Source organism: Xanthomonas fragariae, assembly GCF_900183975.1.
Lineage (GTDB): Bacteria > Pseudomonadota > Gammaproteobacteria > Xanthomonadales > Xanthomonadaceae > Xanthomonas > Xanthomonas fragariae.
In genome coordinates this window covers 3,411,424-3,436,905 of record NZ_LT853882.1, presented here as the reverse complement: position 1 = coordinate 3,436,905, position 25,482 = coordinate 3,411,424, and the positions used below count along the sequence as shown (strand labels likewise).

Annotated in this window: 20 protein-coding genes, 1 other RNA gene and 3 pseudogenes; 12 read left to right on the top strand and 12 right to left on the bottom strand. The window is 60.8% G+C overall.

Annotated features, from left to right (window positions below; genetic code table 11):
* Positions 1–67: 67 nt before the first annotated feature.
* Both PD885_RS16025 and PD885_RS16020 read left to right on the top strand, forming a co-directional pair.
* Positions 68–441, top strand: a pseudogene (locus tag PD885_RS16025) (VOC family protein).
* 179 nt (positions 442–620) lie between these two features.
* Positions 621–1,568 (top strand): Nudix family hydrolase, encoded by a 948-nt coding sequence (locus PD885_RS16020; protein ID WP_002812350.1) that lies wholly within the window; start codon positions 621–623, stop codon positions 1,566–1,568.
* Positions 1,569–1,757: 189 nt separating this feature from the next.
* Here PD885_RS16020 and PD885_RS16015 read toward each other — a convergent pair whose 3' ends face one another.
* The 3 genes from PD885_RS16015 to PD885_RS22440 form a co-directional block, all read right to left on the bottom strand.
* Positions 1,758–2,345 carry a hypothetical protein gene (locus PD885_RS16015; protein WP_052032164.1) on the bottom strand — a complete coding sequence of 196 codons (588 nt, stop codon included), beginning with the start codon at positions 2,343–2,345 and terminating at the stop codon, positions 1,758–1,760.
* Between the two features lie 149 nt (positions 2,346–2,494).
* The gene (gene metF / locus PD885_RS16010; RefSeq protein ID WP_002812344.1) at positions 2,495–3,322 is read right to left on the bottom strand and encodes a methylenetetrahydrofolate reductase [NAD(P)H]; all 828 of its coding nucleotides are present in this window, start codon (positions 3,320–3,322) and stop codon (positions 2,495–2,497) included.
* A gap of 183 nt (positions 3,323–3,505) precedes the next feature.
* Entirely contained in the window at positions 3,506–3,640 is a 135-nt protein-coding gene (locus PD885_RS22440) for a hypothetical protein (protein WP_257784595.1), read from the bottom strand.
* An 88-nt stretch (positions 3,641–3,728) separates the two neighbouring features.
* Here PD885_RS22440 and PD885_RS16005 point away from each other — a divergent pair, with 88 nt between their 5' ends.
* Positions 3,729–3,965 (top strand): hypothetical protein, encoded by a 237-nt coding sequence (locus tag PD885_RS16005; protein WP_002812342.1) that lies wholly within the window; start codon positions 3,729–3,731, stop codon positions 3,963–3,965.
* Positions 3,966–4,289: 324 nt separating this feature from the next.
* Positions 4,290–5,267, top strand: a complete 978-nt coding sequence (locus PD885_RS16000; RefSeq protein WP_088056988.1) for an NAD(P)H-quinone oxidoreductase — start codon at positions 4,290–4,292, stop codon at positions 5,265–5,267.
* 1,085 nt (positions 5,268–6,352) lie between these two features.
* Here the strand turns inward: PD885_RS16000 and PD885_RS22190 are convergent.
* Positions 6,353–7,015, bottom strand: a complete 663-nt coding sequence (locus tag PD885_RS22190) for a Ulp1 family isopeptidase (protein ID WP_231892747.1) — start codon at positions 7,013–7,015, stop codon at positions 6,353–6,355.
* A 506-nt stretch (positions 7,016–7,521) separates the two neighbouring features.
* Positions 7,522–8,328 carry an IS5 family transposase gene (locus PD885_RS15985; protein WP_002802516.1) on the bottom strand — a complete coding sequence of 269 codons (807 nt, stop codon included), beginning with the start codon at positions 8,326–8,328 and terminating at the stop codon, positions 7,522–7,524.
* A 333-nt stretch (positions 8,329–8,661) separates the two neighbouring features.
* Here PD885_RS15985 and PD885_RS15980 point away from each other — a divergent pair, with 333 nt between their 5' ends.
* Positions 8,662–10,050, top strand: coding sequence for an IS5 family transposase (locus PD885_RS15980; RefSeq protein WP_088056987.1), 1,389 nt, complete (start codon positions 8,662–8,664; stop codon positions 10,048–10,050).
* Positions 10,051–10,265: 215 nt separating this feature from the next.
* Positions 10,266–11,391, top strand: a pseudogene (locus tag PD885_RS15975) (IS3 family transposase).
* A 759-nt stretch (positions 11,392–12,150) separates the two neighbouring features.
* Here the strand turns inward: PD885_RS15975 and coaE are convergent.
* From coaE to PD885_RS15960, 3 genes are read right to left on the bottom strand one after another with little or no spacing between them, the layout of a single operon-like run.
* On the bottom strand, positions 12,151–12,762 hold the full coding sequence (gene coaE, locus PD885_RS15970) for a dephospho-CoA kinase (protein WP_002812280.1): 612 nt from the start codon (positions 12,760–12,762) through the stop codon (positions 12,151–12,153).
* Positions 12,763–12,775: 13 nt separating this feature from the next.
* The gene (locus PD885_RS15965) at positions 12,776–13,639 is read right to left on the bottom strand and encodes a prepilin peptidase (protein WP_002812278.1); all 864 of its coding nucleotides are present in this window, start codon (positions 13,637–13,639) and stop codon (positions 12,776–12,778) included.
* 6 nt (positions 13,640–13,645) lie between these two features.
* Positions 13,646–14,902 (bottom strand): type II secretion system F family protein, encoded by a 1,257-nt coding sequence (locus tag PD885_RS15960; protein WP_040762949.1) that lies wholly within the window; start codon positions 14,900–14,902, stop codon positions 13,646–13,648.
* A gap of 350 nt (positions 14,903–15,252) precedes the next feature.
* Here PD885_RS15960 and PD885_RS15955 point away from each other — a divergent pair, with 350 nt between their 5' ends.
* From PD885_RS15955 to PD885_RS15935, 5 genes and pseudogenes are all read left to right on the top strand, one after another.
* Entirely contained in the window at positions 15,253–15,669 is a 417-nt protein-coding gene (locus tag PD885_RS15955; protein WP_002812272.1) for a pilin, read from the top strand.
* An 81-nt stretch (positions 15,670–15,750) separates the two neighbouring features.
* Positions 15,751–16,182, top strand: a complete 432-nt coding sequence (locus PD885_RS15950; protein ID WP_040762952.1) for a pilin — start codon at positions 15,751–15,753, stop codon at positions 16,180–16,182.
* Positions 16,183–16,251: 69 nt separating this feature from the next.
* Positions 16,252–17,988, top strand: coding sequence for a type IV-A pilus assembly ATPase PilB (gene pilB / locus PD885_RS15945; RefSeq protein WP_002812268.1), 1,737 nt, complete (start codon positions 16,252–16,254; stop codon positions 17,986–17,988).
* A gap of 61 nt (positions 17,989–18,049) precedes the next feature.
* Positions 18,050–18,114, top strand: a non-coding RNA gene (locus tag PD885_RS15940) — sX9 sRNA.
* A 151-nt stretch (positions 18,115–18,265) separates the two neighbouring features.
* Positions 18,266–19,633 (top strand): annotated as a pseudogene (locus PD885_RS15935) (IS5 family transposase).
* A 70-nt stretch (positions 19,634–19,703) separates the two neighbouring features.
* Here PD885_RS15935 and PD885_RS15930 read toward each other — a convergent pair.
* From PD885_RS15930 to PD885_RS15915, 4 genes are all read right to left on the bottom strand, one after another.
* Positions 19,704–20,201 carry a Fic/DOC family protein gene (locus PD885_RS15930; protein ID WP_231892748.1) on the bottom strand — a complete coding sequence of 166 codons (498 nt, stop codon included), beginning with the start codon at positions 20,199–20,201 and terminating at the stop codon, positions 19,704–19,706.
* Positions 20,202–20,297: 96 nt separating this feature from the next.
* A complete protein-coding gene (locus tag PD885_RS15925) occupies positions 20,298–20,480 on the bottom strand; it encodes a YhfG family protein (protein WP_002812262.1) in 183 nt (60 codons plus the stop codon).
* Between the two features lie 73 nt (positions 20,481–20,553).
* Entirely contained in the window at positions 20,554–21,942 is a 1,389-nt protein-coding gene (locus PD885_RS15920) for a sigma-54-dependent transcriptional regulator (protein WP_002812259.1), read from the bottom strand.
* Positions 21,943–22,401: 459 nt separating this feature from the next.
* On the bottom strand, positions 22,402–24,012 hold the full coding sequence (locus PD885_RS15915; protein WP_002812258.1) for a sensor histidine kinase: 1,611 nt from the start codon (positions 24,010–24,012) through the stop codon (positions 22,402–22,404).
* A 233-nt stretch (positions 24,013–24,245) separates the two neighbouring features.
* Here PD885_RS15915 and sucC point away from each other — a divergent pair, with 233 nt between their 5' ends.
* The gene (sucC, locus tag PD885_RS15910; RefSeq protein ID WP_002812255.1) at positions 24,246–25,415 is read left to right on the top strand and encodes an ADP-forming succinate--CoA ligase subunit beta; all 1,170 of its coding nucleotides are present in this window, start codon (positions 24,246–24,248) and stop codon (positions 25,413–25,415) included.
* Positions 25,416–25,482: the final 67 nt, after the last annotated feature.

Genomic DNA, 25,482 nt, shown 5'->3' with positions numbered 1-25,482 from the left:
CAAGGGGGCTCTACTTACGCGACTGCGGGGCGTCTGCGCTAGGCCGCATCCTGCGTGGAGTGCGGTCATGACGCTGCTGTCCAGCCAGCAACTGAAGGTATTCGTGCCTGCGCGACTATGCGTTGTCGCAGCGCTTCTATCGTGCGCCGGGCTTCGTGCAGAGAAGACGAGGTAGGCAGCGTGAGCTGCTTCCGGCATGGCGCGCATCACGCGTTTTTACTGCAGGATTTCTATCTGCGCGAATTGGCCGAGAATCTGATGCTGCACCTTTGGGTTGACGATGACGATGACGATGGCTGGTGGCATCACGTGCACGACACCGGTCTGGACGAGCACTTCGGGGTGACCTGCAGTGCGCCGGAAGATCGACCATGGCGCGCACGCGATTTCACCTTGCACGATCCCAGCAGTGTGCTGTGGCGGATCGGACATCCGTTGTAAGACCTGGATTCGGCATTGGAGGTTGGCTGGAGCCAGATCCGAAGTCGGCAGTTGCGAATTCCATATGTTCCCGGTCCGGTGCTGAGCGGTGGCGCAGACGCCCAATGGAGCGCGGCCGACGGACGTTCGAGCCGCCATCCCGATTGCGCTGAACCGCTCACTCGCGGCACTCTTGCAGCATGCCTGATTCTCTTAGATCCATTCACGTCGTTGCTGGCGTGATCACCGACCCCCGCGGCCGCATCCTGCTGACCCGCCGCACCGAAACCCGCGACATGCCTGGCCTGTGGGAATTCCCGGGCGGCAAGCGGGAGCTTGGCGAGACCTCTGAACAAGCACTTGTACGCGAGCTCAACGAGGAGCTCGGCATCGACGCCCAGGTTGGCGAGTGGCTGATGGATGTGCCGCAGCTGTATCCCGACAAGCGCCTGCGCCTGGAAGTGCGCCATATCACCGCCTGGAAAGGCAGCCCACGCGGTCGCGAAGGCCAGGCGATGACCTGGGTGGCCGCAGACAAGTTGGCCCGCTATTCGATGCCGCCAGCCGATGTGCCGGTGGTCGGCGTGCTGCGCCAGCCCGACCGCTATCTGATCACCCCCGAACCCGACGACGATGCGCTGTGGCTGGAAGGTCTGGAGCGCGCACTGCAGGGCGGGATCATGCGCATCCAGTTGCGCGCGCGGCACGCCGAGGCCGTGCGCTGGAAGGCCTTGCTGCAACAGGTGATGAGTCTACGAGGTCGGGCACGTGCTCAGTTGCTGCTCAACCGCGATATCGCACTGGCCAGTGAACTCGGCATCGGTGTGCATCTGGGCTCGGAGCAATTGGCAGGATTGCAGGAACGTCCGGTGCCGGCCGAACAGTTGGTCGCCGCCTCCTGTCATGGGTTGGAGGATCTGCGCCACGCGCAGCGGATCGGCTGCGATTTCGCGGTACTGGGTCCGGTGCAGGCCACCGCGTCGCATCCGGGTGCGGCACCGCTGGGATGGAACGGGTTTGAGACCTTGCGTGAGCAGGTCTCGCTGCCGATCTACGCGCTCGGCGGCATGCAGGTCGATGACCTGCGCGAGGCGCGTTCGCATGGCGCGCAGGGCATCGCGGCGATTCGCTCGCTTTGGCCGCAATGACAGCAACTTGTTGGTGGGTGGCTGCCTCGCTGGGTAATCGCGTGCGGCGATGCTGCTGTTCTTGGCGTTGCCAACGGGGCGTAGCGAGCGCTGTCAGGTCGGTGCGGACAACCGTGCCCACAACAAGGTTGCGCGAAGGTTGAAGCACCGGCTGCACCCGTCTGGCGATTGCGCAGTCGTTTTGCCGGCCTAAAACGTCACCCAGAAGCAGTTGTATTGCCGGCGTAGTCGCAACACGCTGCGCGCGGGCATGCCGCTGGATTGGTTCTGTTCCAGTCGTAGGCCCCACGGTCGTGGGCGGCTGGGAGGTGCGGGAAGTGGCGCATCGATCGCGCTGCCATCCAGCGATGGCGTAGGTGCGGTGCTATCGGCGTCCAAGGTCGGCGTGTCGCTTTGCGGGTACATCGGCGCGATGTCCAGCAACGGGCGTTGCACGATGGCCTCCAGGCGGCTTAACACCTGATCGGCGTCTGCGTCGGACTGGCCGCTCCACAGATACAGGCTGGACAGGCGGTTGACGTCGCGGCTGTCCACCGCCGCCTGCAGCAACGACACCAGCTCGCTCAGCCGCCGCGGGCAGCCGTAGCGATACAAGCCGGTGTCGCCCTGCGCGCGCGTGGACGGTGGCGCGCGAGGCGCGACGTCGACATCTTCACAGCGCCGGTCGGTGAACATGGCTTGCCCGTCCGGCGAGACGCAGCGATGGATTTCCTGCGCCTGCACGCGCGCGGCGTGATAGAAGCAGAGCAACAACAACAGAGGCAGGAGGCGAGGCATCGGCGCAGCGTAGCGGTGCGCGCGTGAGCCGGCGAGCAACGCGCCGGGACCACGCACGCTTGCCCGGCGCCCGCTACTCACGCGCGTGCTTGCAAGGGATGTGCTTGCGACAGACATGCCAGCGAAGAACGTGTCTTCAACGGTGTCGCTCAGCGCCCCAGCAACTGCAGCACCTGCGTGGTCGGTTTGGTCAGATTGAGCGTGTAGAAGTGTAGCGCCGGTGCGCCGCCTGTGATCAGGCGCTCGCACAAGGTGGCCACCACTTCCGCACCGAAGGTGCGCACCGCATCGGCGTCGTCGCCGTAGGACTGCATCTTCTTGCCGATCCAGCGCGGAATCTCCGCGCCGCACTGCTCGGAAAAACGCCGCAGCTGCGAGAAGTTGGAGATCGGCATAATGCCCGGAATGATCGGAACCTCCACGCCCATGCGCTGCACCGCATCGCGGAAATGAAAGTACGCATCGGCGTTGTAGAAATACTGGGTAATCGCTGCATCCGCGCCCGCGTCTACCTTGGCCTTGAAATAGCGCAGATCGCTCAGCGCATCGACCGCCTGCGGATGGGTTTCCGGATAGGCACCCACTTCGATACGAAAGGCGTCGCCGTGCTCGGCGCGGATGAAGGCGATCAGGTCCGAGGCGTAACGCAGATCGCCCGGATGGCCCATGCCGGAGGGCAGATCCCCTCGCAGCGCGACGATGCGCCTACAGCCGAGCGCACGGTAGAGCTTGAGCAGCTCGCGGATTTCCTGGCGGCTGCCACCCACGCAAGACAGATGGGGTGCGGCGTCGAAACCGTGCTTCTGCTTGAGGTGGCGCACTGTCTCAGAAGTGTAGCTGAGCGTGGAGCCGCCAGCGCCGAAGGTGCACGACACGTACTCCGGCGCGTAGCCCTTCAACTTGGCTGAGGTGCGGTCCAACTGCGCGCGCTGGTCGTCGTTTTTGGGCGGGTAGAACTCGAAACTGAGATGCGTCATCGCGGCAGGTCCGGCGGATCGTGCGGGCATAATATCGCTTCATCGCGATGAATGCATATTTGGTTGCGAGCGTCTCGATTGCGTGAGGCTCCCGGCCATCGAGGTGCTACGGACACGCACCTGGAAAGGCAGCTTGGCGTAGCCGGCGTGGCCCTTGGTGTCGTGCACTTCCACCAACGGACGTTACTGGCCGGGCGCTGGTGCGGTGAATCGTGCACTGCCGTCCTCACCGACCCGCAGGCCGACATCGATGGCGGACGGCAGCGTTTCCGGGGCGCCGCCGATGCGAGTGTGCACACATGAGCGCACCCCCTTCATGGTCGGGGCTGCTTGCGCTCGCGCGCGTCAACGCGCGGCGCACGCGGTAAGCTTCAGTCACCCCCACGCCACTTGATCGGAGCGCGACATGCAAGAAGAGGAACTGGAAGTAATCGCCGAATCGTTGGGCCGCATCTGGGTCGCGTTGGCGCGCAGCGTCGGCGATCTGGCGCTTGCACTGGCCGAACAGCCCGGCGTGGATGGCAACAAGCTGCTGAGCGATTTTGCGGCACGCTTGCCCTTGGGCCAGGATGACGGCACCTCGAAAGTCTTCGAGGCGATTCGTCAGTACATCGATCGGGACCCCGCTCCCAGCGAAGAGTGAGGTCCTGCCCCGCGCGTCTGTCGAGTGCAGGCGCGCGTGGGTCACGTGCAGTACCAGGCGTCGTGTCTTGTGCGCGGCCTGCCGGCCCAGCGTGCGTCCCACGCGTCGGCGTATTGATCACCATCAAGCGCGTCGTGGGCTGGCTGTGTGTGCGGTCCCTTGATTCAACAGCGGTGACGCGTCGCGCATACGCGGTAGATTCCACACGGTTCGAGCGGGTTGATATCCGTGTCGTTTTCCGTCGGCGGAGCATCAACATTGCGCCTGCGCCAAGCGTTGACGGACGCATGCCTACACTTGACGCACTTTCTACGGAGTGCCTCCATGAGCGACACCACCATGACCGCCATCGCCATCCGCGATGGCAAGGGCGATGCCGATGCGCTGTATGCCAGCGAGCAAGCGCGCCCGCGTGCTGCGTCGGGGCACGTGCTGATCCGCGTACATGCAGCCGGCATCAATCGGCCTGATCTGCTGCAGCGTGCTGGCCACTATCCGCCACCGCCCGGTGCGCCGGAAACGCTGGGACTGGAAGTCGCCGGCGAGATCGTGGAGCCGGCCGGTCGCTGGAAGATTGGCGACCGCGTGTGCGCACTGCTAGGCGGTGGCGGTTACGCACAGTACGCCGCAGTCGATGCGCGGCACGTGCTGCCGATTCCTGCCGGCATGGATCTGGCGCACGCCGCGGCGCTGCCGGAAACCACCTTCACCGTCTACACCAATCTGTTCGAGCATGGCCGGTTGGCGGCCGGCGAGTGGCTGTTGTTACACGGCGCCACTTCCGGAATCGGCGTCACCTCGATCCAGATGGCCAAAGCGGCTGGCGCGCACGTGCTGGCCACCGCACGTTCGGCCGGCAAGGCGACGCAGGCGCGCGAGCTGGGTGCCGATGTGGCGATCGATTCCACCACCGACTCGTTTGTCGATGTGGCCAAGGCACACGGCGGTGTAGATGTGGCGCTCGACATGGTTGGCGCTGCGGTCTTCGCCGACACCTTGGAAGCACTCAATCCACGCGGACGCATCGTCTATATCGCGTCGCAGGCTGGTTCGAAAATCGAGGTGCCGATTCCGCTACTGATGCGCAAGCAGGCGATCCTCACCGGCTCGACGCTGCGCCCGCGCAGTGCCGATGAGAAAGCGCGGCTGGCAGCGGAAGTGGAGCGCGTGGTGTGGCCGTGGATCGCGCAAGGCAAGATCCGCGTACTGCTCGATAAGCGCTTTACGTTGAGCGAAGCCGCTGCCGCACATCACTATCTGGAACAAGGCAGTCATCTGGGCAAGGTCGTGCTGGAAATGTGACTGCGATCGATCACCGGTCTGGCGGCGCGATTGCATGCCAGACAGGTGACTGCCGGATCGTTGAGGCGTCGAGCGCACCCACGGCTGGTTTGCAGGCAGGAGCAAGCTGCGCATCCGCTTGGAATGTCGTAGCGCTATCCACCTGGCGTTGCGCTCGCTTGCTCCATTATCTGCTGACGGCTACTTCCTGGGTTTTGTTAGCCGCTCTGAGCGGGATGTCAGCGCACTGCATCGGCGATGCGTCGTGCGATGTGCCCACACGCATACGGCAAATCGTTCAGGTACCTCTCAAGGGAATAATGGATTGAGATAAAGTTGGGACTGGTCCAACCCGCTGACCTTGCACTGTCTGGTGACGACGTGATAGGCCACGTTGCGGGTAATAACGATCTGCCGATCGCAAACCCCGCGCTGCAATAGCCATTCGGGCCCGGTGTCACCTTCGTCGAAGGTCAGTATTGACGCTTGCGACATAGCGGTGGTGTGCTGCGGCCCTGTAACTGCTGGATGCAGTGCATGCCAGTCGAATGCAGAGCTGAAACTCGACGCCTCGTGCTGGGCTGACCACGAAGGTCCCATCACCTCCGCGGCGGGCGTATCGAGACCCCCAGACGCGTGGAAGCGCCTGCGTCGAACCATCCGCTTTATCCAGTGCATCCTTAGGACGCCAGAAGGTCCTGAGGGCGACGATATTCCGGGCGCAACGGCGCCCGGACTCGCCGGCCGGCCAGTCGCCTGCTCTTGCGCGCTTTGGTAGGTGCTCTGGGTATGCGTCCGACGATTGCTGCTCTATGTGCTCCGCATTTTTTTCGCTCTGCTTCATAATGAAAAAGACGACTCTTTCCTGGATCTGGTTAAGCTGATGCGGCTCAGGGATATCCGCTGAACACTGCCAGCTCTCGCGCATCAGCGCCAATGATGAGCTTGGCTTCTCATCTGGTCGAAGCGCTGCCGATCCAGCTCTCAAGCATCACTCGTCGTGATCTATCGATCGCACACCCGGTGCGCAGATGGCGAAGGCGTAGCGGGTGTGCCGAACGTCGACGTGGAACGCCCATCATCTTCACCATTTGCTTTTCTTAATTCTATTGTTCGACCGGCGACTCGGGGGCTTTTCTGGCAAGGCTTTCCGTTCGGAATTGCTCGGCGCCCGTCAGCAGGTCGGCGATGCGGCCACGGTCCGGCGCGATGTTGCGCAGGTCCTTGCCAAGTCCTACTTCAAACGTGCCCTTTATCACGCTATGCGCCAACACCTCGATTCCAGTCAGTACGTGGTCGCCACAGGAATGACTGTTCTGTTGCTGCGCTATGGGCATTGGCCTGACAGAAGAGGGGCGGATGCCCATGGCTTGGGCCGCCTCGCTGGCCAATCTGTACTGCGCTGTCGTAGTAGCGTATTTGGCGTGCTCGGGATTCAGCGAGGAAGCGTAGTGCAAAGCCTCGCCGGTACGCCAGTCGATGACCAGCAGCGACCAATGGAACTCTGGATTGTTGATCGGCAGGAACACGATGGGCGGGGTATCGGCTCCAGCGAGATGGCGCAGCACATCGTGCTTTTGTCTATCGTCCCCCGAGATCAGCAGGGCGACCTGCAGCGGGTCGGCAAAGTTGAGTAACTGGGCATTAGGCTTTCCTTCCAATCGGTGGGCGAGGGCTTGGGTATAGGCATACAAATGTTCGTCCCCCAGCCAGGAAGTGTGCGTCAGTCCCTGAAGTCCGCTGCCTTCTGTGGACTGGGGCGTGGGCATATCGTCCACATCGATCCTGCCGGGGCTCATGGCAGGTGTGAGCGACTGCTCCACAGCTGCGTGCATGGCGTCATAGCGATGGGGGGTGCACGGCTGCTCGACTTCCAAAGGTATATTGAGGCCGAATTCGCGGCCATTCAGAGAAGAGTGGCCGCTGAAGGTCGAAGCCGTACTTTTAGGGGGAGAGTGCGGCGTGGAGGGCTCCCCTTCGTAGCCCATATCGCACCATAGCGTGCTGACACCCGAGAAGAATGATGCGTTCGGCGAATTTTGTTCCTGTTGGATCAATTCAGGAGGGCTGTTGGCGGGTGGGGCCGATGGCTGATAACGTCGTTTTAAATTGAAACGGATTGCCGTCTGTATGGATGCATTGGCAGCCGAAATAACTTTTTCGCCAAGGGCAGTAAGGTCGCCATTTGTCTCGTCGACTAATTGCGCAAGAATTTTTTCGGTTATCTGACCATTGGTTGCAACTTTGACGCCGAGAGTGTTGTCGCTAGAGCGTGTTATGAACTTTGAAAGAGGGTGGCTGCATTTCCAAGCATCAGGATCGTGAAGACGACGAAGTGCAAACCGGCCAAGGTTTCCGGCAATCGCTCGTAGTCGCGTGCCAGCCGTCTGAAACGATTGGCCCATCCGAAGCTGCGCTCGACAACCCAACGGCGCGGCAGCAAGACAAAGCCTTTTTTCGCTTCTTGCAGCTTGATCACTTGCAACTCAATGCCTTCTTCCGTGGCCGCCTGCGCCGGTTCTTGACCGGTGTAGCCCTGATCAACAAAGGCGATCTTGACCGTTTCACCGGTCACGTGTTGTACCTCTTGTGCCAACGATCGGACTTGCGCGCGCTCCTGCTCATTAGCCGGCGTCACCTGGACAGCGAGCAGATGTCCAAGCGTATCGACGGCCATGTGTACCTTGCTGCCTTTCTTGCGTTTATAGCCATCGTATCCAGCACGCGGCCCGCTTTCGCAGGTGGACTGCAGCGTGCGAGCATCGAAAATGACCGCGCTCGGCTGGCCTTTTTTCCCTTGCGCCACACGCAAGAGTGAGCGCAGATCACTGACCATGGCCTCAAAGCAGCCCGCTTGCAGCCAGCGCTGTGTTTGTTGATACACCGCTTCCCAGGGCGGAAAATCGTTGGGAAGCAATCGCCATGGTGCGCCGGCGCGCGCGATCCACCGCAGTGCGTTGAACATCGCGCGTAGCTCATACTTGCGCTGCGGTGCCTGCACGTCCATCAGCGTCAAATAGGGAGCCGCAAAGGCCCATTCTTCGTCGGAAATATCGGTGGAATAAGGCTTACGAGGCTTCATCCGTATACGTTAGCGTGACAAGGGCAAAGTTCATAACACGCTCTAAGTTTTTTTGCCATGTCCAATAGCAAGTCTGGGTTTTTATAAAGGGTTTCAATCACTCCTGATTTCAATGAATTGAAGACGGTTTTTAATCGACTGCCGACGCAGGATCGTCGGCGGTTTCTCATTGCGCGTTCGACTATTTTTCTCTGTCCAGAAGTGGAGAATTTAAATAGTCGCCCCTGAAAACCCCCAACCACCCAACGACCGCAAGGCCTTGATGTCTGCACCGGCGTGCCAGAACTACCAGTGTTCGCTACGCTGAAGGCTGGTTTCTTGCAATTTCCGCCCATGCGTACACGCCGTCCTGCTGCCGAAGACAGACCCGCCGACGAGTTGTTTCGTTCGCGGCTGGAGAACCAGATCGATCTGCGTCATCCGCTGGCGCGACTGAGCCAACAGATGCCGTGGGCGGCGTTGGAGCAAGCACTTTCATCGCGCTTGCCGGCCACCCAGGCCGGTGGCGGTCGGCCGGCATTGCCGGTGCGGCTGATTGCCGGTTTGCTCTACCTCAAACACGCCTACGACCTGTCCGATGAAGCGGTGTGCGAGCGCTGGCTGGAGAATCCGTACTGGCAGTTCTTCACCGGTGAGGTCGTGTTCCAGACGCGCTTGCCGTGCGATGCCAGCTCGCTGACGCGCTGGCGGCAGCGCCTGGGTGAGGCCGGGATGGAAGAGCTGCTGGCGCACACCATCAACGCCGCGCATGCTATGCATGCGGTGGACGCACGCGAGTTGTCGCGGGTGATCGTGGACACCACGGTGCAGGAAAAGGCGATCGCCTATCCGACCGACAGCCGTTTGCTGGAGGTGGCACGCAAGAAGCTGGTGTTACTGGCCAAGCGGCACGGCATCGGATTGCGGCAGAGCTACGCGCGGCAAGGCCCGGCCCTGAGCCGCAAGGCAGGTCGGTATGCGCATGCGTGCCAGTTCAAGCGGATGCGGCGCGTCCTGCGACGTCAACGCACAGTGCTGGGACGGCTCGTGCGCGACATCCAACGCAAACTCGATCAGGTAAACATCGGCGTGCGCGAGCGCATCGCTGTCTGGCTGGAACGTGCGCAACGGCTGTACACGCAGCGTCCGAAGGACAAACAAAAACTCTACGCATTGCATGCCCCGGAAGTGGAATGCATCGGCAAGGGCAAGGCGCGTCAAGCGTACGAATTTGGCGTCAAGGTCGGCATTGCGGTCACCGCCTGCAAGGGATTGGTCGTGGGTGCGCGCAGCTTCCCGGGCAACCCGTACGACGGCGATACCTTGGCCGAGCAGCTGGAGCAGACACGCGGGTTGCTGCAGGATGTGAGCGTAGAACCGACGGTGGCGATCGTGGACCTGGGCGATCGCGGGCGCGAGGTCGATGGCGTGCAGGTCCTGCATCGCGGCAAGGCTAAGACGCTGACGCGACGGCACAAGACGCTGACGCGACGGCAATGGCGCTGGATCAAGCGACGGCAGGCGGTGGAGCCGGTGATCGGACATCTGAAAGACGACTGCCGGTTGCGTCGCTGCAGGCTGAAAGGTGCCCAAGGCGATGCGCTGCACGTGCTCGGCTGCGTGGCCGGCTACAACCTGCGTTGGCTGCTGCGCTGGATCGCGTTTTTGCGTGCCTGGATGCGGGCGATGGGATGGTCATCCTTGAGCGCCGTGCCGCTGTCACCGACGGCACTTGGCGCTTGAAGGGGATTTTTCAGGGACGACTAAGATAGGCTCCTATACTCAAAAATTCCCGCTGCAGATTATGAAATTTTTTGCCGTTGCCATAGCGCTCAAGCGCTTTGAATAAGAGCGTCTAACAAAACCCATTGAATCTTGTCTCGCCGGTGGCGACGTCCCCCCAATTTTGAGTAGCGCCTCAGTTTGGAGTCCAATTCCCTACCCCGAGGAGATTGGACGTGAAGAAGCGCTTTACCGAAGAGCAGATCATTGGCTTCCTGCGTGAGGCCGAAGCAGGCGTGGCGATCAAAGACCTGTGCCGGCGCCATGGCTTCAGTGAGGCCTCGTACTACCTGTGGCGCAGCAAGTTCGGCGGGATGAGCGTGCCCGATGCCAAGCGACTCAAGGACCTTGAGTCCGAAAACGCGCGGCTGAAGAAGTTGCTGGCCGAGCAGCTGTTCGAGAACGACCTGATCAAGGATGCGCTGCGAAAAAAGTGGTGAGCGCACCGGCGCGTCGTGCGCTGGTGCGCGAGTGGATCGGGTGCGGTGCCAGCGAGCGTCGCGCCTTGGCGGCGATCGGCATGAGCGCCAGTGCGCTGCGCTATCGCCCGTGCGAAGACCGCAACGTTGAGCTACGCGAGCGCATTCTTGCGCTGGCGCATCGCCATCGCCGCTATGGCGTGGGGATGATCTATCTCAAACTTCGTCAGGAAGGACGCATCGTGAACTACAAGCGCGTGGAGCGGTTGTATCGCGAGCAGCAGCTGCAGGTCCGGCGCCGCAGGCGCAAAAAAGTACCGGTGGGCGAGCGTCAACCGCTGCTGCGGCCATCGCAGGCCAACCAGGTGTGGTCGATGGACTTCGTGTTCGACCGCACCGCCGAAGGCCGGGTGACCAAGTGTCTGGTGATCGTGGAAGACGCAACCCACGAAGCGGTCGCCATCGACGTGGAGCGCGCGATCTCGGGACACGGCGTTGCGCGCGTGCTGGACCGACTGGCACACAGCCGTGGCCTGCCGCAGATGATCCGCACTGAGCGCGAAGCCTGCCCTCGAGGCACAACGGCAAGGAGTTTTGCGGCAGGGCGATGGTCGCCTGGGCGCACGCCCGTGGTGTGCAGCTACGGCTCATCCAGCCGGGCAAACCGAACCAGAACGCCTACGTCGAATCGTTCAACGGCCGACTACGCAACGAATGCCTCAACGAGCACTGGTTCCCAACACTGCTGCATGCACGCACCGAGATCGAACGTTGGCGACGCGAATACAACGAGGACCGACCCAAAAAAGCAATCGGCGGCATGACGCCGGCCGCTTATGCCCAACATCTGACAAACACCGATATCATCAGGCCCGGACTCTAAACCCGGCCGCTACTCAGAGCGGGGGGACGTCGAGCCAACGTCGCAAGAAACCGTAGAAATCGTATCGTACGCATCAACTCTGTGCGCTATTGGCACGCAGCAGGCTCGAATTTTAGAGGTCTGGTGCGTTGTTCAGACCTTCCCTAGGCATTGCTCTGGGCATCCTGGCGTTCCAAGTGATTTTCGCTTTGGCGGAGGCTCAGCGCCGCCAAATGTTAAAATCGAAAGATGGAATGGAAAAGCCTTGATTGTGTTTTGCTCCCAAAACCAACCTCCGCCAAGTCGACCTTCAGTCGTCGCAGTATTGCCGCCACTATGCCCACAATGGTCAGACGTGTAGCCATGCTTGTTAGCCAATGCGGCGCAAGTCGCAAATGCTTCGCTGCATGTTGCACAGTGTCCCTCATAAACATAGTGAGTGTTAGAATCGGGAAATAATGAGTAAACCTCTTGAGTGTAGGCAGCAGAAGCATTTGCAGAAAATACGGAAAGAGCAATCAAGCAAGAAAGTCGCGACAATCACTGAGCGTAAGTGATGGGTTGAGAGAGGCTTCTTGAGTCTAAAAAAGTGTGCGATGGCCCCTTCTGAATTTTGCACAACTTCATCCTTGTAATGATATCTTGCTGTTTGTTTAGTGTGATGCTGTTTGTTTTTCTTAACTAAGAGATTGGTCAATGCGGTAGTATACATTGGTTTTAGTTCGAATATATTTATATTTTTTCTGCATGATTCTGCGTCAGGATTCTAAGGTGGAAGATTCAATTTCCTAACGCTGCCGTTCGAAATTGCATATTTAATCTTCGTGCTTCCACTGCCAGTAGCTCTAGCTGATCGCAATTGCTCACGACATCATCTGCAATGGCCAAGCGCTGTTCGCGCGAGGCCTGCGCGGCAATCATCCGATCAGCAAGTGCTGGTGTGCTGCCGTCGCGTTGCATCAAGCGAGCATGTTGCATCGCAACCGGTACATCAACGACGAGGATGCGGTCCAGCCAGGGATAGCTTGCCAGTCCGCCTGCTTCGGCTAGGAGTGGAATTGCCACAATAGCGTAGAGGCCGGTCGCAGCGAGCGCCGCACTTTGCAATTTGGCGCGAATGGCTGGATGAGTAATTGCTTCGAGTGCTAGCCGCTGCGTCGTATCGGTAAAAATGAGTTGGCGTAGTGCTCGGCGATCCAGTGTCCCATCCGGAAGCAGGATTTGATTGCCGAAATACTCGGCTATTGCGTCTAGGGTTGGCCCGGGCTCCACCACCTGCCGCGCAACGACATCGGCATCGATGACCGGCACGCCCAGCTTTTCGAATTCAGCGGCGAGGGCGCTCTTGCCGGAGGCGATGCCGCCGGTGAGGCCGACGATGAAGTCGCTCATTGCCGTGCCCCGGTCAACGCAGTCCTGCAAAGTGCAGGTAGCCGTCCACCAGGTCGTTGCCCCAGAAGAACACCACCCAGCCGGCGATGGCCAGGTAAGGGCCGAACGGGATCGGGGTGGCGCGGTCGCGGCCCTTGGCCACCAGCCAGATTGAGCCGAGGATGGCGCCGACCAGCGAGGAGATCAGGATGATTGGCAGGATGCCTTTCAGCCCGCACCAGGCGCCGAGCGCAGCCAGCAGCTTGAAGTCGCCGTGGCCCATGCCTTCCTTGCCGGTGAGCTGCTTGAACAGCCACCACACCGTCCACAGCGAGACATAGCCCACCGCGGCGCCCAGCAGGGCGGGCTTGGCCGGCATGTAGAGGTTGTCCATCGAACCGACCAAGCCTAGCCACATCAATGGCAGGGTCAGCTGGTCCGGCAGCAGCTTGTGGCGCAGGTCGATGCCCGACATCGCCACCAGGAAGCAACTCAGTACGATCGCGCCAAAGCCCTGCCAGCCGAAGCCGAACCGCCAGACGCTGGCCACGCACAGGATCGAGGTCAGCAACTCCACCAATGGGTACTGAAGTGAGATCGGCTTGCCGCTGTAGCGCGACTTGCCGCGCAGCATCAGCCAGCTAAAGAGCGGGATGTTCTCCCACCACTTGAGCTTGTCGCCGGTGACTGGGTCGTGCGAAGGCTCCACCACGATTCCTGGCGGCGGCGGCTCGTAGATGTCCGGCAGCTCCAGGATCTCGCGCGCATCGCGCCGCCACTGCCACTCCATGCGCTTGGGCAAGCGCAGGATCACCACGTTCAGGAAGCTGCCGATCAGCAGTCCCAGTCCGGCCGCGGCGGGAAAGCCGAGACCGGGATGCTGGTCGAGAAATGCCATTACGTTTTATCCAACCACCGAAGCGAGCTTGAAGATGGGCAGGTACATGCCGATGACCATGCCGCCAACGATCGTACCAATGAACACCATGATCAGGGGTTCGATCAGGCTGCTCAGAGCATCGACGGCGTTGTTGACCTCTTGCTCGAAGTATTCGGCAACTTTGAACAACATGGCATCCAAGGCGCCGGCCTCTTCGCCGATGGCGGTCATCTGCACCACCATGTGGGGAAACAGGTTGACCTGCTTCATCGCTACGTTGACTGGGTAGCCTACTGAGACGTCGTCGCGCATGCGAAGCACAGCAGCCTCATAAACCGAATTGCCGGTTGCGCCAGCCACAATGCTCAATGCTTCGACAAGCGGTACGCCGGCTTTGAACGTCACTGCAGTAGTCCGCGCAAAACGTGCAATGGCGCTGTTGTGCATGATTTGACCGATGATCGGCACTTTAAGAATCAGTCTGTCCATGCCGTGTTGCATTGCGGGAGAGCGTTTGTAGGCGTAAATAAAACTTGCGATCGCTCCAACCACTACAACCAAGAGCGCCCACCACCACGCCACCATGAAGCGTGATGCATTCACGATCAGCTGAGTAAAGGCTGGAAGCTCTGCGCCGAATCCTTTAAAGACATCCTCAAACTGCGGAACTACCCAAATCAAAAGGATGGAGCTGACAAGCAATGCTACTGCCATGACCATAGCAGGATAAAACAATGCCTTTTTGATCTTACCTTTCAGTGCTTCGATGTTCTCTTTGTAAGAGGCGATGGTATCGAGCACCGTTTCCAAGACGCCAGCACCTTCACCAGCCTTGACAAGGTTTCGATATAGCTCATCGAATTGGACGGGGTGCCTGCTGATGGCTTCATGCAGTGAAGAGCCGCCCTCAATGTCGGTGCGGACTTGACCGACCATATTCCGCATGCGTGGATTTTTCTGGCCGCTGCCAATGATCTCCAGCGCACCAACAATGGGCACGCCAGACTTCATCATCGTCGCCATTTGTCTACTGAAAAAGGCAATATCCTTGGGAGTGACCTTCTTGCCCGCCGCGCCGAACAGAGGCTTGGGTCGGGGTTTGACCACGAGCGGGGTGATGCCTTGGCGGCGCAGCTCTGCCTTAAGCAAATTTGCATTTCGGGCAGTCTGCTCTCCTTTCATCTTCACACCACGTTTGTCTGTCCCCTCCCATACAAACGGGCTCATTTGCTCTGCCTTAACAGAGGGTTTAGTCTTGACTGCACTACGCACTGCTGACATGTGAGATCCCCGTCCACCATCCCCAGGCGGATACTTAAGGCGATGGTACCCCGTTCTGCGATACCTGGCATCCGTCTCTTCAGCCCAATGACTATAGTGGCGTTGTTAGTAGGTGACGTATTGCGTCACGTAGTGACCTTCGGAGGTTCGTTTGGGAGCGGGTCCCAATTCTGTGCATATCTTCTCCTGCTTAAACCCAACATCCGGCATCATAGGTAGAGGGACTTTTGGTAGTGGATTGAAGGTTTGGCACGCATTCTGCTACTAAGCACCTTGCACGTGGCAAACGCTACGCGGCGCTCACAGGGGCTGGTCTTGTGAGCGAAACTCAACAATTTTAGGGGACACCTATGAAGAAGCAACAAGGCTTTACGTTGATTGAACTGATGATCGTGGTTGCCATCATTGCCATCCTGGCAGCAATTGCTCTCCCTGCTTATCAGAATTATGTTGCCAAGTCGCAGGTCGCTGCAGGTCTGGCGGAAATCACTCCTGGTAAAACTCAGTATGAAGTCATGGTCAACGAAGGTAAGGCTTCCACGATTACTCCTGATCTTATCGGTCTGAAGACGTCCACCCGCTGCACGATTAGCACTCCGAGCCCGAGCGAGACTGGTGCAATCACCTGCGCTCTGCTGAACACAAGTCCTAAGGTTGCTGGTCAGAGCATCTCTTGGACGCGTGCTGCAGATGGTACGTGGACTTGCTCGACCACTTTGAGCGCCACTGACAAGCCCAAGTATGCACCGGCAACCTGCCAGGGTTAATTTTGTTTTCAACAAAGCCCCGCATTGCGGGGCTTTGTTGTTAGGAGTTTATTTGCTCAGGACCGTTTGCTGGGGAATGAGATGCGTGCGCAAGGTTTTACATTGGTGGAGTTGATGGTTTCAGTAGCTATCATTGCAGTACTTGCTGCAATTGCAACTCCGCGATATCAAATCTATGTCGCGCGATCTCAGCTGGCTGCAGGGCTTGCGGAAGTTAATCCGGGTAAGACGCGTTACGAAATTCTTATCAATGATGGTGAGGGAGGCTCACTAACATCTGCCTCGATCATTGGATTAACAGTGACGTCGACAAGTCGTTGCAGCGCTATCAGTGTGCTTGCGCCGGGCTCCGACGGCTCCCAGGCTCACGCTATCGACTGCACTATACGCGGGAACCCCCGTATTAACGGCTTCAAAATCACATGGGCTAGAAGTACGGATGGCATTTGGTCTTGCAGTACCGATTTACCCGCGCTGGACAAAGAACGCTTTTCGTCAGCGACTTGCCGCTAAGTGTCCGCATAGCTCAAAGCGCATCTGTAAGTTGTAATGTAGGCTACAAGCCATATCCGGAATTGGATGATGAACGCGATTGCGACTGCAAATCTGGTTGGAATCACCGGCATCGCGCGTCGCTTGGTGCAGGATGGCGCACTTGAGGAAGCTGTTGCGCGTGCGGCGATGGACCAGGCTGCGGCAGCCAAGATTCCCCTGCCGCAATGGTTCTCCGAGAAAAAATTAGTCTCCGCATCCCAGCTCGCTGCCGCCAACGCAGTCGAGTTCGGTATGCCGTTGATGGATGTGTCGGTGTTCGACGCCAGCCAGAACGCCATCAAGCTGGTCAGCGAGGAGTTGCTCCAGAAGTACCAGGTGCTGCCTCTGTTCAAGCGCGGCAACCGATTGTTTGTGGGGGTGAGCAACCCGACCCAGACCCGGGCGCTGGACGACATCAAGTTCCATACCAACCTGGTGGTCGAGCCGATCCTGGTCGACGAGGACCAGATCCGTCGCACCCTGGAGCAGTGGCAAGCCAGCAATGCGGCGCTTGGCTCGTCGCTCGGTGACGACGATGAGGGGATGGGCGACCTGGACGTGTCGGCCGGTGACGAGGACATGGGCGCCGGCGGGGATGCCGGGGTCGATGCCAAGGGCGACGACACGCCGGTGGTGAAGTTCGTCAACAAGGTGCTGGTGGATGCGATCCGGCGGGGAGCCTCCGACATCCATTTCGAGCCCTATGAGGACGACTATCGGGTGCGCTTGCGCATCGATGGGCTGCTGAAGAACGTGGCCAAGGCGCCGGTGAAACTGAGCCAGCGCATCGCGGCACGCCTGAAGGTGATGTCGCAGCTGGATATCGCCGAGAAGCGGGTGCCGCAGGACGGGCGTATCAAGCTCAACCTGTCCAAGACCAAGCAGATCGACTTCCGTGTGAGCACCTTGCCGACGTTGTTCGGCGAGAAGGTGGTGCTGCGTATCCTTGACGGCAGCGCGGCCAAGCTGGGCATCGAGAAGCTGGGCTATGAGGCGGACCAGCAGAAGCTGTTCCTGGAGGCGATCCACAAACCGTACGGGATGGTGCTGGTGACCGGGCCGACCGGTTCGGGCAAGACGGTGTCGTTGTATACGGCGCTGGGCATCCTCAACGACGAGACGCGCAATATCTCCACGGCCGAGGATCCGGTGGAGATCCGTCTGCCTGGCGTCAACCAGGTGCAGCAGAACAACAAGCGCGGCATGACCTTCGCCGCTGCGCTACGCTCGTTCCTGCGCCAGGATCCGGACATCATCATGGTCGGCGAAATCCGCGACCTGGAGACGGCCGAGATTGCGATCAAGGCGGCGCAGACCGGTCACATGGTGTTGTCGACGCTGCACACCAATGATGCGCCGCAGACCATCGCGCGTTTGATGAACATGGGCATTGCGCCCTACAACATCACCTCATCGGTGACTTTGGTGATTGCGCAGCGCCTGGCGCGGCGGTTGTGCAGCAACTGCAAGCGCAAATCGACCTTGCCCGAGCATGCGTTGCTGGCGGAAGGGTTCACTGCAGAGCAGCTCGCTGCCGGTATCGAGCTATACGAAGCGGTCGGCTGCGACGAGTGCACCGAAGGCTATAAGGGCCGTACCGGTATCTACCAGGTGATGCCGATGACCGACGAGATCGGCGCGATCGTGCTGGAAGGCGGTAACGCGATGCAGATCGCCGAGGCGGCGCAGAGTATCGGTATCAAAGATCTGCGGCAGTCGGCGCTGATCAAGGCGGCGCATGGGGTGACGAGCTTGGCTGAGATCAATCGTGTGACGAAGGATTAAGAGTGGCTAACAAAACGGCTGCGCAGCCGCCAGGCGGGCGCGGGCCGCGCTCGGAATCGGCATGTACCCCTCGTACGCTGCGGTTGCTGCGTCCACCTGGCGACTGCTCGCTACGTTTTGTGAGCCACTCTTAATTTCTGCAGGCGTGCGATCGATATTGAGTCGCCCCTGAAAAACCCCAACCACCCAACGACCGCAAGGCCTTGATGTCTGCACCGGCGTGCCAAAACTACCGGTGTTCGCTACGCTGAAGGCTGGTTTCTTGCAATTTCCGCCCATGCGTACACGCCGTCCTGCTGCCGAAGAGATGCCTGCCGATGAGTTGTTTCGTTCGCGGCTGGAGAACCAGATCGATCTGCGTCATCCGCTGGCGCGGCTGAGCCAACAGATGCCGTGGACGGCGTTGGAGCAAGCACTTTCATCGCGCTTGCCGGCCACCCAGGCCGGTGGCGGTCGGCCGGCATTGCCGGTGCGGCTGATTGCCGGTTTGCTCTACCTCAAACACGCCTACGACCTGTCCGATGAAGCGGTGTGCGAGCGCTGGCTGGAGAATCCGTACTGGCAGTTCTTCACCGGTGAGGTCGTGTTCCAGACGCGCTTGCCGAGCGATGCCAGCTCGCTGACGCGCTGGCGGTAGCGCCTGGGTGAGGCCGGGATGGAAGAGCTGTTAGCGCACACCATCAACGCCGCGCATGCGATGCAGGCGGTGGACGCACGCGAGTTGTCGCGGGTGATCGTGGACACCACGGTGCAGGAAAAGGCGATCGCCTATCCGACCGACAGCCGTTTGCTGGAGGTGGCACGCAAGAAGCTGGTGTTACTGGCCAAGCGGTACGGCATCGGATTGCGGCAGAGCTACGCGCGGCAAGGCCCGGCCCTGAGCCGCAAGGCAGATCGGTATGCGCATGCGCGCCAGTTCAAGCGGATGCGGCGCATCCTGCGACGTCAACGCACGGTATTGGGGCGGGTGTTGCGCGATATCGAGCGCAAGCTGGACCAGGTGGAACCCGGCGTGCGCGAGCGCATCGCTGTCTGGCTGGAACGTACGCAACGGCTGTACACGCAGCGTCCGAAGGACAAACAAAAACTGTACGCATTGCATGCCCCGGAAGTGGAATGCATCGGCAAGGGCAAGGCGCGTCAAGCGTACGAATTCGGCGTCAAGGTCGGCATTGCAGTCACTGCCTGCAAGGGATTGGTCGTGGGTGCACGCAGCTTCCCGGGCAACCCGTACGACGGCGATACCTTGGCCGAGCAGCTGGAGCAGACACGCGGGTTGCTGCAGGATGTGAGCGTAGAACCGACGGTGGCGATCGTGGACCTGGGCGATCGCGGGCGCGAGGTCGATGGCGTGCAGGTCCTGCATCGCGGCAAGGCCAAGACGCTGACGCGACGGCAATGGCGCTGGATCAAGCGACGGCAGGCGGTGGAGCCGGTGATCGGACATCTGAAAGACGACTGCCGGTTGCGTCGCTGCAGGCTGAAAGGTGCCCAAGGCGATGCGCTGCACGTGCTCGGCTGCGCGGCCGGCTACAACCTGCGCTGGCTGCTGCGCTGGATCGCGTTTTTGCGTACCTGGATGCGGGCGATGGGATGGTCATCCTTGAGTACCGCGCCGCTGTCACCGACGGCACTTGGCGCTTGAAGGGGATTTTTCAGGGACGACTAAGTCGCCTCAGTTGTCAGTGTGATCGACCAAGAGCTCTTCGGTCTCATTAGAGCTCTTCGATCTCACTGACGCACGTATCGAACAGGTGGGTTAGCGGGCTGTAGTCACATGAAACAGCTGCGATGCAGGCTGCGATCCATGGTTCGACGTAGACGCGCTTCCAGGAGACTGCCAGCCCGTTGAGCAGTAACCAGTGTTCGAAGAAAAGCCGCTGTGTGCGGCCGTTACCTTCGCGGAACGGGTGAATCATATTGAGCTCGCCGTAGAGCTCCGCGATCAGGCGCATCTGTGCCGAGCGCGGCAGAGCGGCTAGATCGGTGGAGTTCAACTTGTTGAATAATTGATTTGCTTCGGGCTCTATGCGGCTAGCGATGCAGAATCGCGTGGCGCCTTTGGCGATATCCACGGTTCTGAGGCACCCAGCCCAATCGTAGACTTCGTCGAACAGTTGGCGATGCAGGTTACGCAGGTAATCGAGATCGAAAGGCGGTGCGCCAATCTCTATGGATTCCACTGCAGTTGCGGCGAAGTCCGCTTCCGCCACTTCCAAAGTATCAGGGTCAACAATGTTGAGCTTGTTTTTTTAGGACGGCGGTGCCGGGATAACACGTGGGGTCGGCAGGGACCGCGCACTTGCCTTTCATCCTTGGCGCGAGGAGGCCATGTACTTCTTACGCAGTGTTTCTTTGCTGGGCAACAGAGCCTGACTGCTTGCGGCCGTTGCGGTGGTTTTAATGCCTTCCAATCGTTGACTGGCGGCAAAGTTGTCCCTGCGGGTGGCGCGATAGTGCTCGACAACGGTCTCAAGCCTGGACTTTTTCATGACGACTGCTCTGACACGTGGCTATCCCAATTATACCCGGACGGGCTAGGGCGAGATTTGTTGTACTCCACCCTCACTCCATCCCCAGCTTCTTGAGCTTGTAGCGCAGCGCGCGGAACGTAATGCCCAGCTGCGCGGCGGTCTTGGTCTTGTTCCAGCGATTTTCTTCTAGGGCTTTCTTGATCGCGGCGCGTTCCAGTTGCTCGATGTAGGACGGTAGCGCGGAAGAGGCGGGGTCGATGTCGACGACGGCTTCGGGCGGTTCGACAGCGGCGCTGCCGGAGGGGGCGGCGAGACGGTGGCCGCCGTGGGCGGGCAGGCGCAGGTCGCTGGTGCTGATCTGGTCGGCTTCGGCCAGTGCCAGGGCGCGTTCGAGGATGTTTTCCAGCTCGCGGACGTTGCCGGGGAAGCTGTAGTGGTCGAGCGCATCGAGTGCGGATTGGGTCAGTAGCGGAATCGGGCGGCCATGGCTATGCGCCAGGCGCGCGATGATGGCGGCGGCCAGTTGCGGGAGGTCGCCACCGCGTTCGCGCAGCGGTGGGACCCGCAGTTCGATGACGTTGATGCGGTAGTACAGGTCGTGACGAAAACGGCCGTTGGAGACCAGCTCGCCGAGATCCTTGTGCGTGGCCGAGAGGATGCGCACGTCCACCAGCATTTCGCTGGATGCGCCGACCGGGCGCACCGATTTTTCCTGGATCGCGCGCAGCAGTTTGACCTGCATCTGCAGCGGCAGCTCGGCCACTTCGTCCAGAAACAGCGTGCCGCCATGCGCGGCCTGGAACAGGCCCGGCGTGTCGGCATGCGCCCCGGTGAAGCTGCCCTTCTTGTGGCCGAAGAATTCGCTCTCCATCAGTTCGGCGGGAATGGCGCCGCAGTTGACCGGGACGAACGGCCCGGCCGCGCGCGCTCCTTGTTCGTGGATGGTGCGTGCGACCAGTTCCTTGCCAACGCCCGATTCGCCGACGATGTAGACCGGTGCCTGGCTGCGGGCGACCTTGCCGATGGTGGCGCGCAGGCTTTCCATCGCGCTGGAGTCGCCGAGCAGGCGGCTGGCCTGTTCAGGCGGTGGCGGGGCGGGGCGGTCGCGGTTGTTCAATTCCAGCGCGTGCTTGACCAGGCCGCGCAGCACGCTGATGTCCACCGGCTTGCTGACGAAGTCGAACGCGCCGGCCTTCAAGGCTTCCACTGCCAGATCCATGCTGCCGAACGCGGTGATCATCGCCACCGGAGTCTGCGGATAGTGCTTGGCGATCTCGGTGACCAGTTCGATCCCGTTGCCGTCGGGCAGACGCATGTCGGTCAGGCACAGGTCGTAGGGATTGTTGGCCAGCAGCTCGCGCGCTTCGGCCAGGTTGGCGGCGGTGCTGATACGCAAGCCCATGCGGCCGAGGGTGAGAACAAGCAACTCGCGGATATCACGCTCGTCATCGACAACCAGGGCACTTTTGGGTTCGCTCATGTTGCGCACGATAGCCCAGCGTGACGACAGTGGACAATTAATTGTCGGTCGGGTTCGGGCGCAACGCTTCACTCGGTCGCCAGCGCGTCAACAGGGCGGCGCTGTAGCAGGTTACGCACTTGTCGGCGGCACGCCTTTGCCGCGAGGCGTGAGGAGAACAGCGCGCGGCGTTGCATCGCACTGCGCTCGGCTGGGGTCAACGAGATGCAGATCGGTGCATGCTTACGGGGTATCGCCCTGGGCAGAAGACCTGTGGCGTCACGTGTTGTTGGGGGCAGCGCCTACTGCTACGGGATAGCGACTTGCGGTAGCGCTATCGCCGTCTTGAAGCGATGTGCAGCTGCGCTGTCATCTGCACTGTCATCTGCACGCGGGGTCGGCGCAACACCGTTCGTTCTTCGGCGCACCGCGCCAGCTGTAGGGTCTGCCTGTCCAGGCCATGCAGCACAGATGAAACACTCAGTTCCCAAGCAACCCATTCGGTCGTTGCAACACGATCCGGAAACACGCACCGCCCCCAGGCACCGAGACGTAATCCAGTTGCGCCTGGTTGGCACGGCACAGCTCCTGAGCGATATACAGGCCCAGTCCGGTGCCATGCTCGGAGGTGGTGTAGAACGGGCGGAACAGTTGTGCGGCCACCGTCTCCGGAATGCCGGGGCCGCGGTCGACCACATCGATCACCGCCATGCGCTCCTGATATTCGACACGTAGCTTCACCCGCGCCGGCTCGTCCATGCCCCGGCCATATTTGAGCGCGTTGTGGACCAGCGCAGTCAGGATTTGATGGAGATGCTTGGGGTCGATCAAAGCATGCACCGAGCTGCCCTGGATGCTGGCTTCCAGAATGTCTGTCTCCATCGACAGGGTCTGCCGATATTCGACCACGAAGCGACGTACGAACGCGGCCAGATCCAGATTCTCCGGGCTCGCGCGCTCGCGGCGGGCCAGCCCGAGCACGCTCTCGACGATGCCGTTGGTGCGCTGGCATTGCTGGTTGATGATCTGCAGCAGGCGGCGGTCGGCATCGAAGATGTCCGGCGATTCTTCCAGCAGCTGCGAGGCGTAACTGATCGCGGCCAGCGGGTTGCGGATCTCGTGCGCCAAGCTGGCCGAGAAGCGGCCCATCGCCGACAGGGTCAGTGATTCAGCGCGGCGCGAGACCACGGTGGCGTCGTCCAGAAATACCAGCACCAGGTCGCTGTCGGCCAACAGGCGCACGAAACGTGGTTGCACTTCCGGGCGGTCGGCACCGAGTTGCAGCGGAGCTTCTTCCTGGTGCCAGCCGCTGCGCCAGCGTTGCAGGCGCAGCGCCAGTTCCGGCGTGAGAGCGGCCAGCGACAGGTCTGCCGGGGCGTTGCGCTGGTCGCCATCGCCGAGCAGTGCCAGTGCCGCTTCGTTGGCCAGGGTGATGGTGTTGTGCGTATCGACCACCAGCACGCCGGTACGCAGGCGGCGGATGATCAACTCGTTGATCTCGTACAGATTGGCGACTTGCGCCCCGCGTTGTTCGGCCAGCACCTGATTGTTGCGCGCGCGTGAGGCGATCTGCTGGCAAAAGTAGGCCACTGCCACATAGCTGGTGGCGAACATCGCCAGCTCGGCCAGTGGGCGGGTGGTGCCGCCCTCAAGCAGGGTCCACAGGTATTCGAGCACGATGGCGGCGCTGGCGAGCACCGCAATGCTCATGCCGTAGCGCAGCCGCAGCAGGATCGAGGCAGCGGCGACATTGAACAGCAGCATCATCGCGATGCCTGCGCTGGCGCCGGGCAGGGCGTGCGTGGCCAGGGTGGCGGCGAGGATGTCGGCCAGCACCGAACAGAATACGGTGGTGGTCAGCCGACGCTCGCTGCGGCCCCAGAACAGCAGCGGCACAGCCATGCATAGGTAGCCGATCGCGACCCCGGCGGCCAGGCGCGGATAACGCGGGTCGGGAATGGCATCGGACAACGGGCTGAACACCAACGCGGCGATCAGGCCGGCCACCAACAGCCGGTACAGCGAGAAGAAATACAGCTCGCGCTGCGGCGCGGACTGGATCCGGTCGATAAGCGATGTGCTGGATGCCAAACCGATTCCCCGCTGGAACAAGCCGCGAGTATAGGCAGGTACGGCGCGCATCCGCCGCGCGCGTGCGCAGTGTCCGGCGCTGCGCAAGCGCGGCGATCTGGCGACCAATCCGGTCGGCTTTTGCGCCGCACGACGTGGTCGGCCACAATAGGTGGCCCGTTCGCGTCTCATGACGCGCCGCCTAGGCGGTCTGCGTTGCACGTAGCGGTCGTTTCCTTTTCCCACGGTGACGCATGAATTTCCACGAATACCAGTCAAAACAGCTGCTTGCCGAGTACGGCATCCCCGTCCCGGCCGGCAAGGTCGCAGCGACCCCGGACGAAGCGGTTGAAGTCGCCAACTCCCTGGGCAAGGGCCCCTGGATGGTGAAAGCGCAGATCCACGCGGGCGGCCGCGGTAAGGCTGGCGGCGTCAAGTTCTGCAAGACCACCGACGAGGTGAAGGCCGCGGCAGCCAAGATGCTCGGCACCAAGATGTCCACCTACCAGACCGCCGGCGTGGAGCTGCCGATCAACCTGGTGCTGGTGACCACCGCCGGTGAGATCGTCAAGGAGCTGTACCTGTCGATCCTGGTCGACCGTGGCACCAAGACCATCACCTACATCGCCTCGTCCGAGGGTGGTGTGGAGATCGAACAGGTCGCCGCCGAGACGCCGGAGCTGATCCATTCGCTCAATGTCGATTTCGTCGAAGGCGTGCAGGGCTACCACGGCCGCGATTTCGGCTTCAAGCTCGGCCTCAACGCCAAGCAGGCCGGGCAGTTCGCCAGCATCATGGTCAACCTGTATCGCCTGTTCAACGAAAAGGATCTGGCGCTGGTTGAAATCAACCCGCTGGCGATCCTGGACGATGGCAACCTGTACGCGCTGGACGGCAAGTTCGACAGCGACGATAACTCTGCATTCCGTCAGAAGCAGCTGATCGCCATGCGCGACAAGACGCAGGAAGACGAGACCGAAGTGACCGCGTCGGAGTTGGACATCAACTACGTCACCATGGACGGCAACATCGGTTGCATGGTCAACGGCGCAGGCCTGGCCATGGCCACCATGGACGTCATCAAGCTCAATGGCGGCGAGCCGGCGAACTTCCTGGACGTAGGCGGCGGTGCCAACAAGCAGCGCGTCATCGAAGCGTTCAAACTGATCCTGTCTTCGGACAAGGTCGAAGGCATCTTCGTCAACATCTTCGGCGGCATTGTCCGCTGCGACATGATTGCCGAAGGCATCATCGCGGCAGTCAAGGAAGTGGGCGTCAAGGTTCCGGTCGTGGTGCGCCTGGAAGGCACCAACGTGGAAGAAGGCAAGCAGCTGCTGCGCGATAGCGGCATGGCCATCATCCCGGCTGACAACATCAACGACGGCGCCAAGAAGGTCGTTGAAGCTGTCAAGAACGCCGCCTGATTCTCCCCGGCCTCGGATCGCCGACAGGCCGCCGCTGTCGCTACCTTGCCTCAAAGGGGGCAGGCAC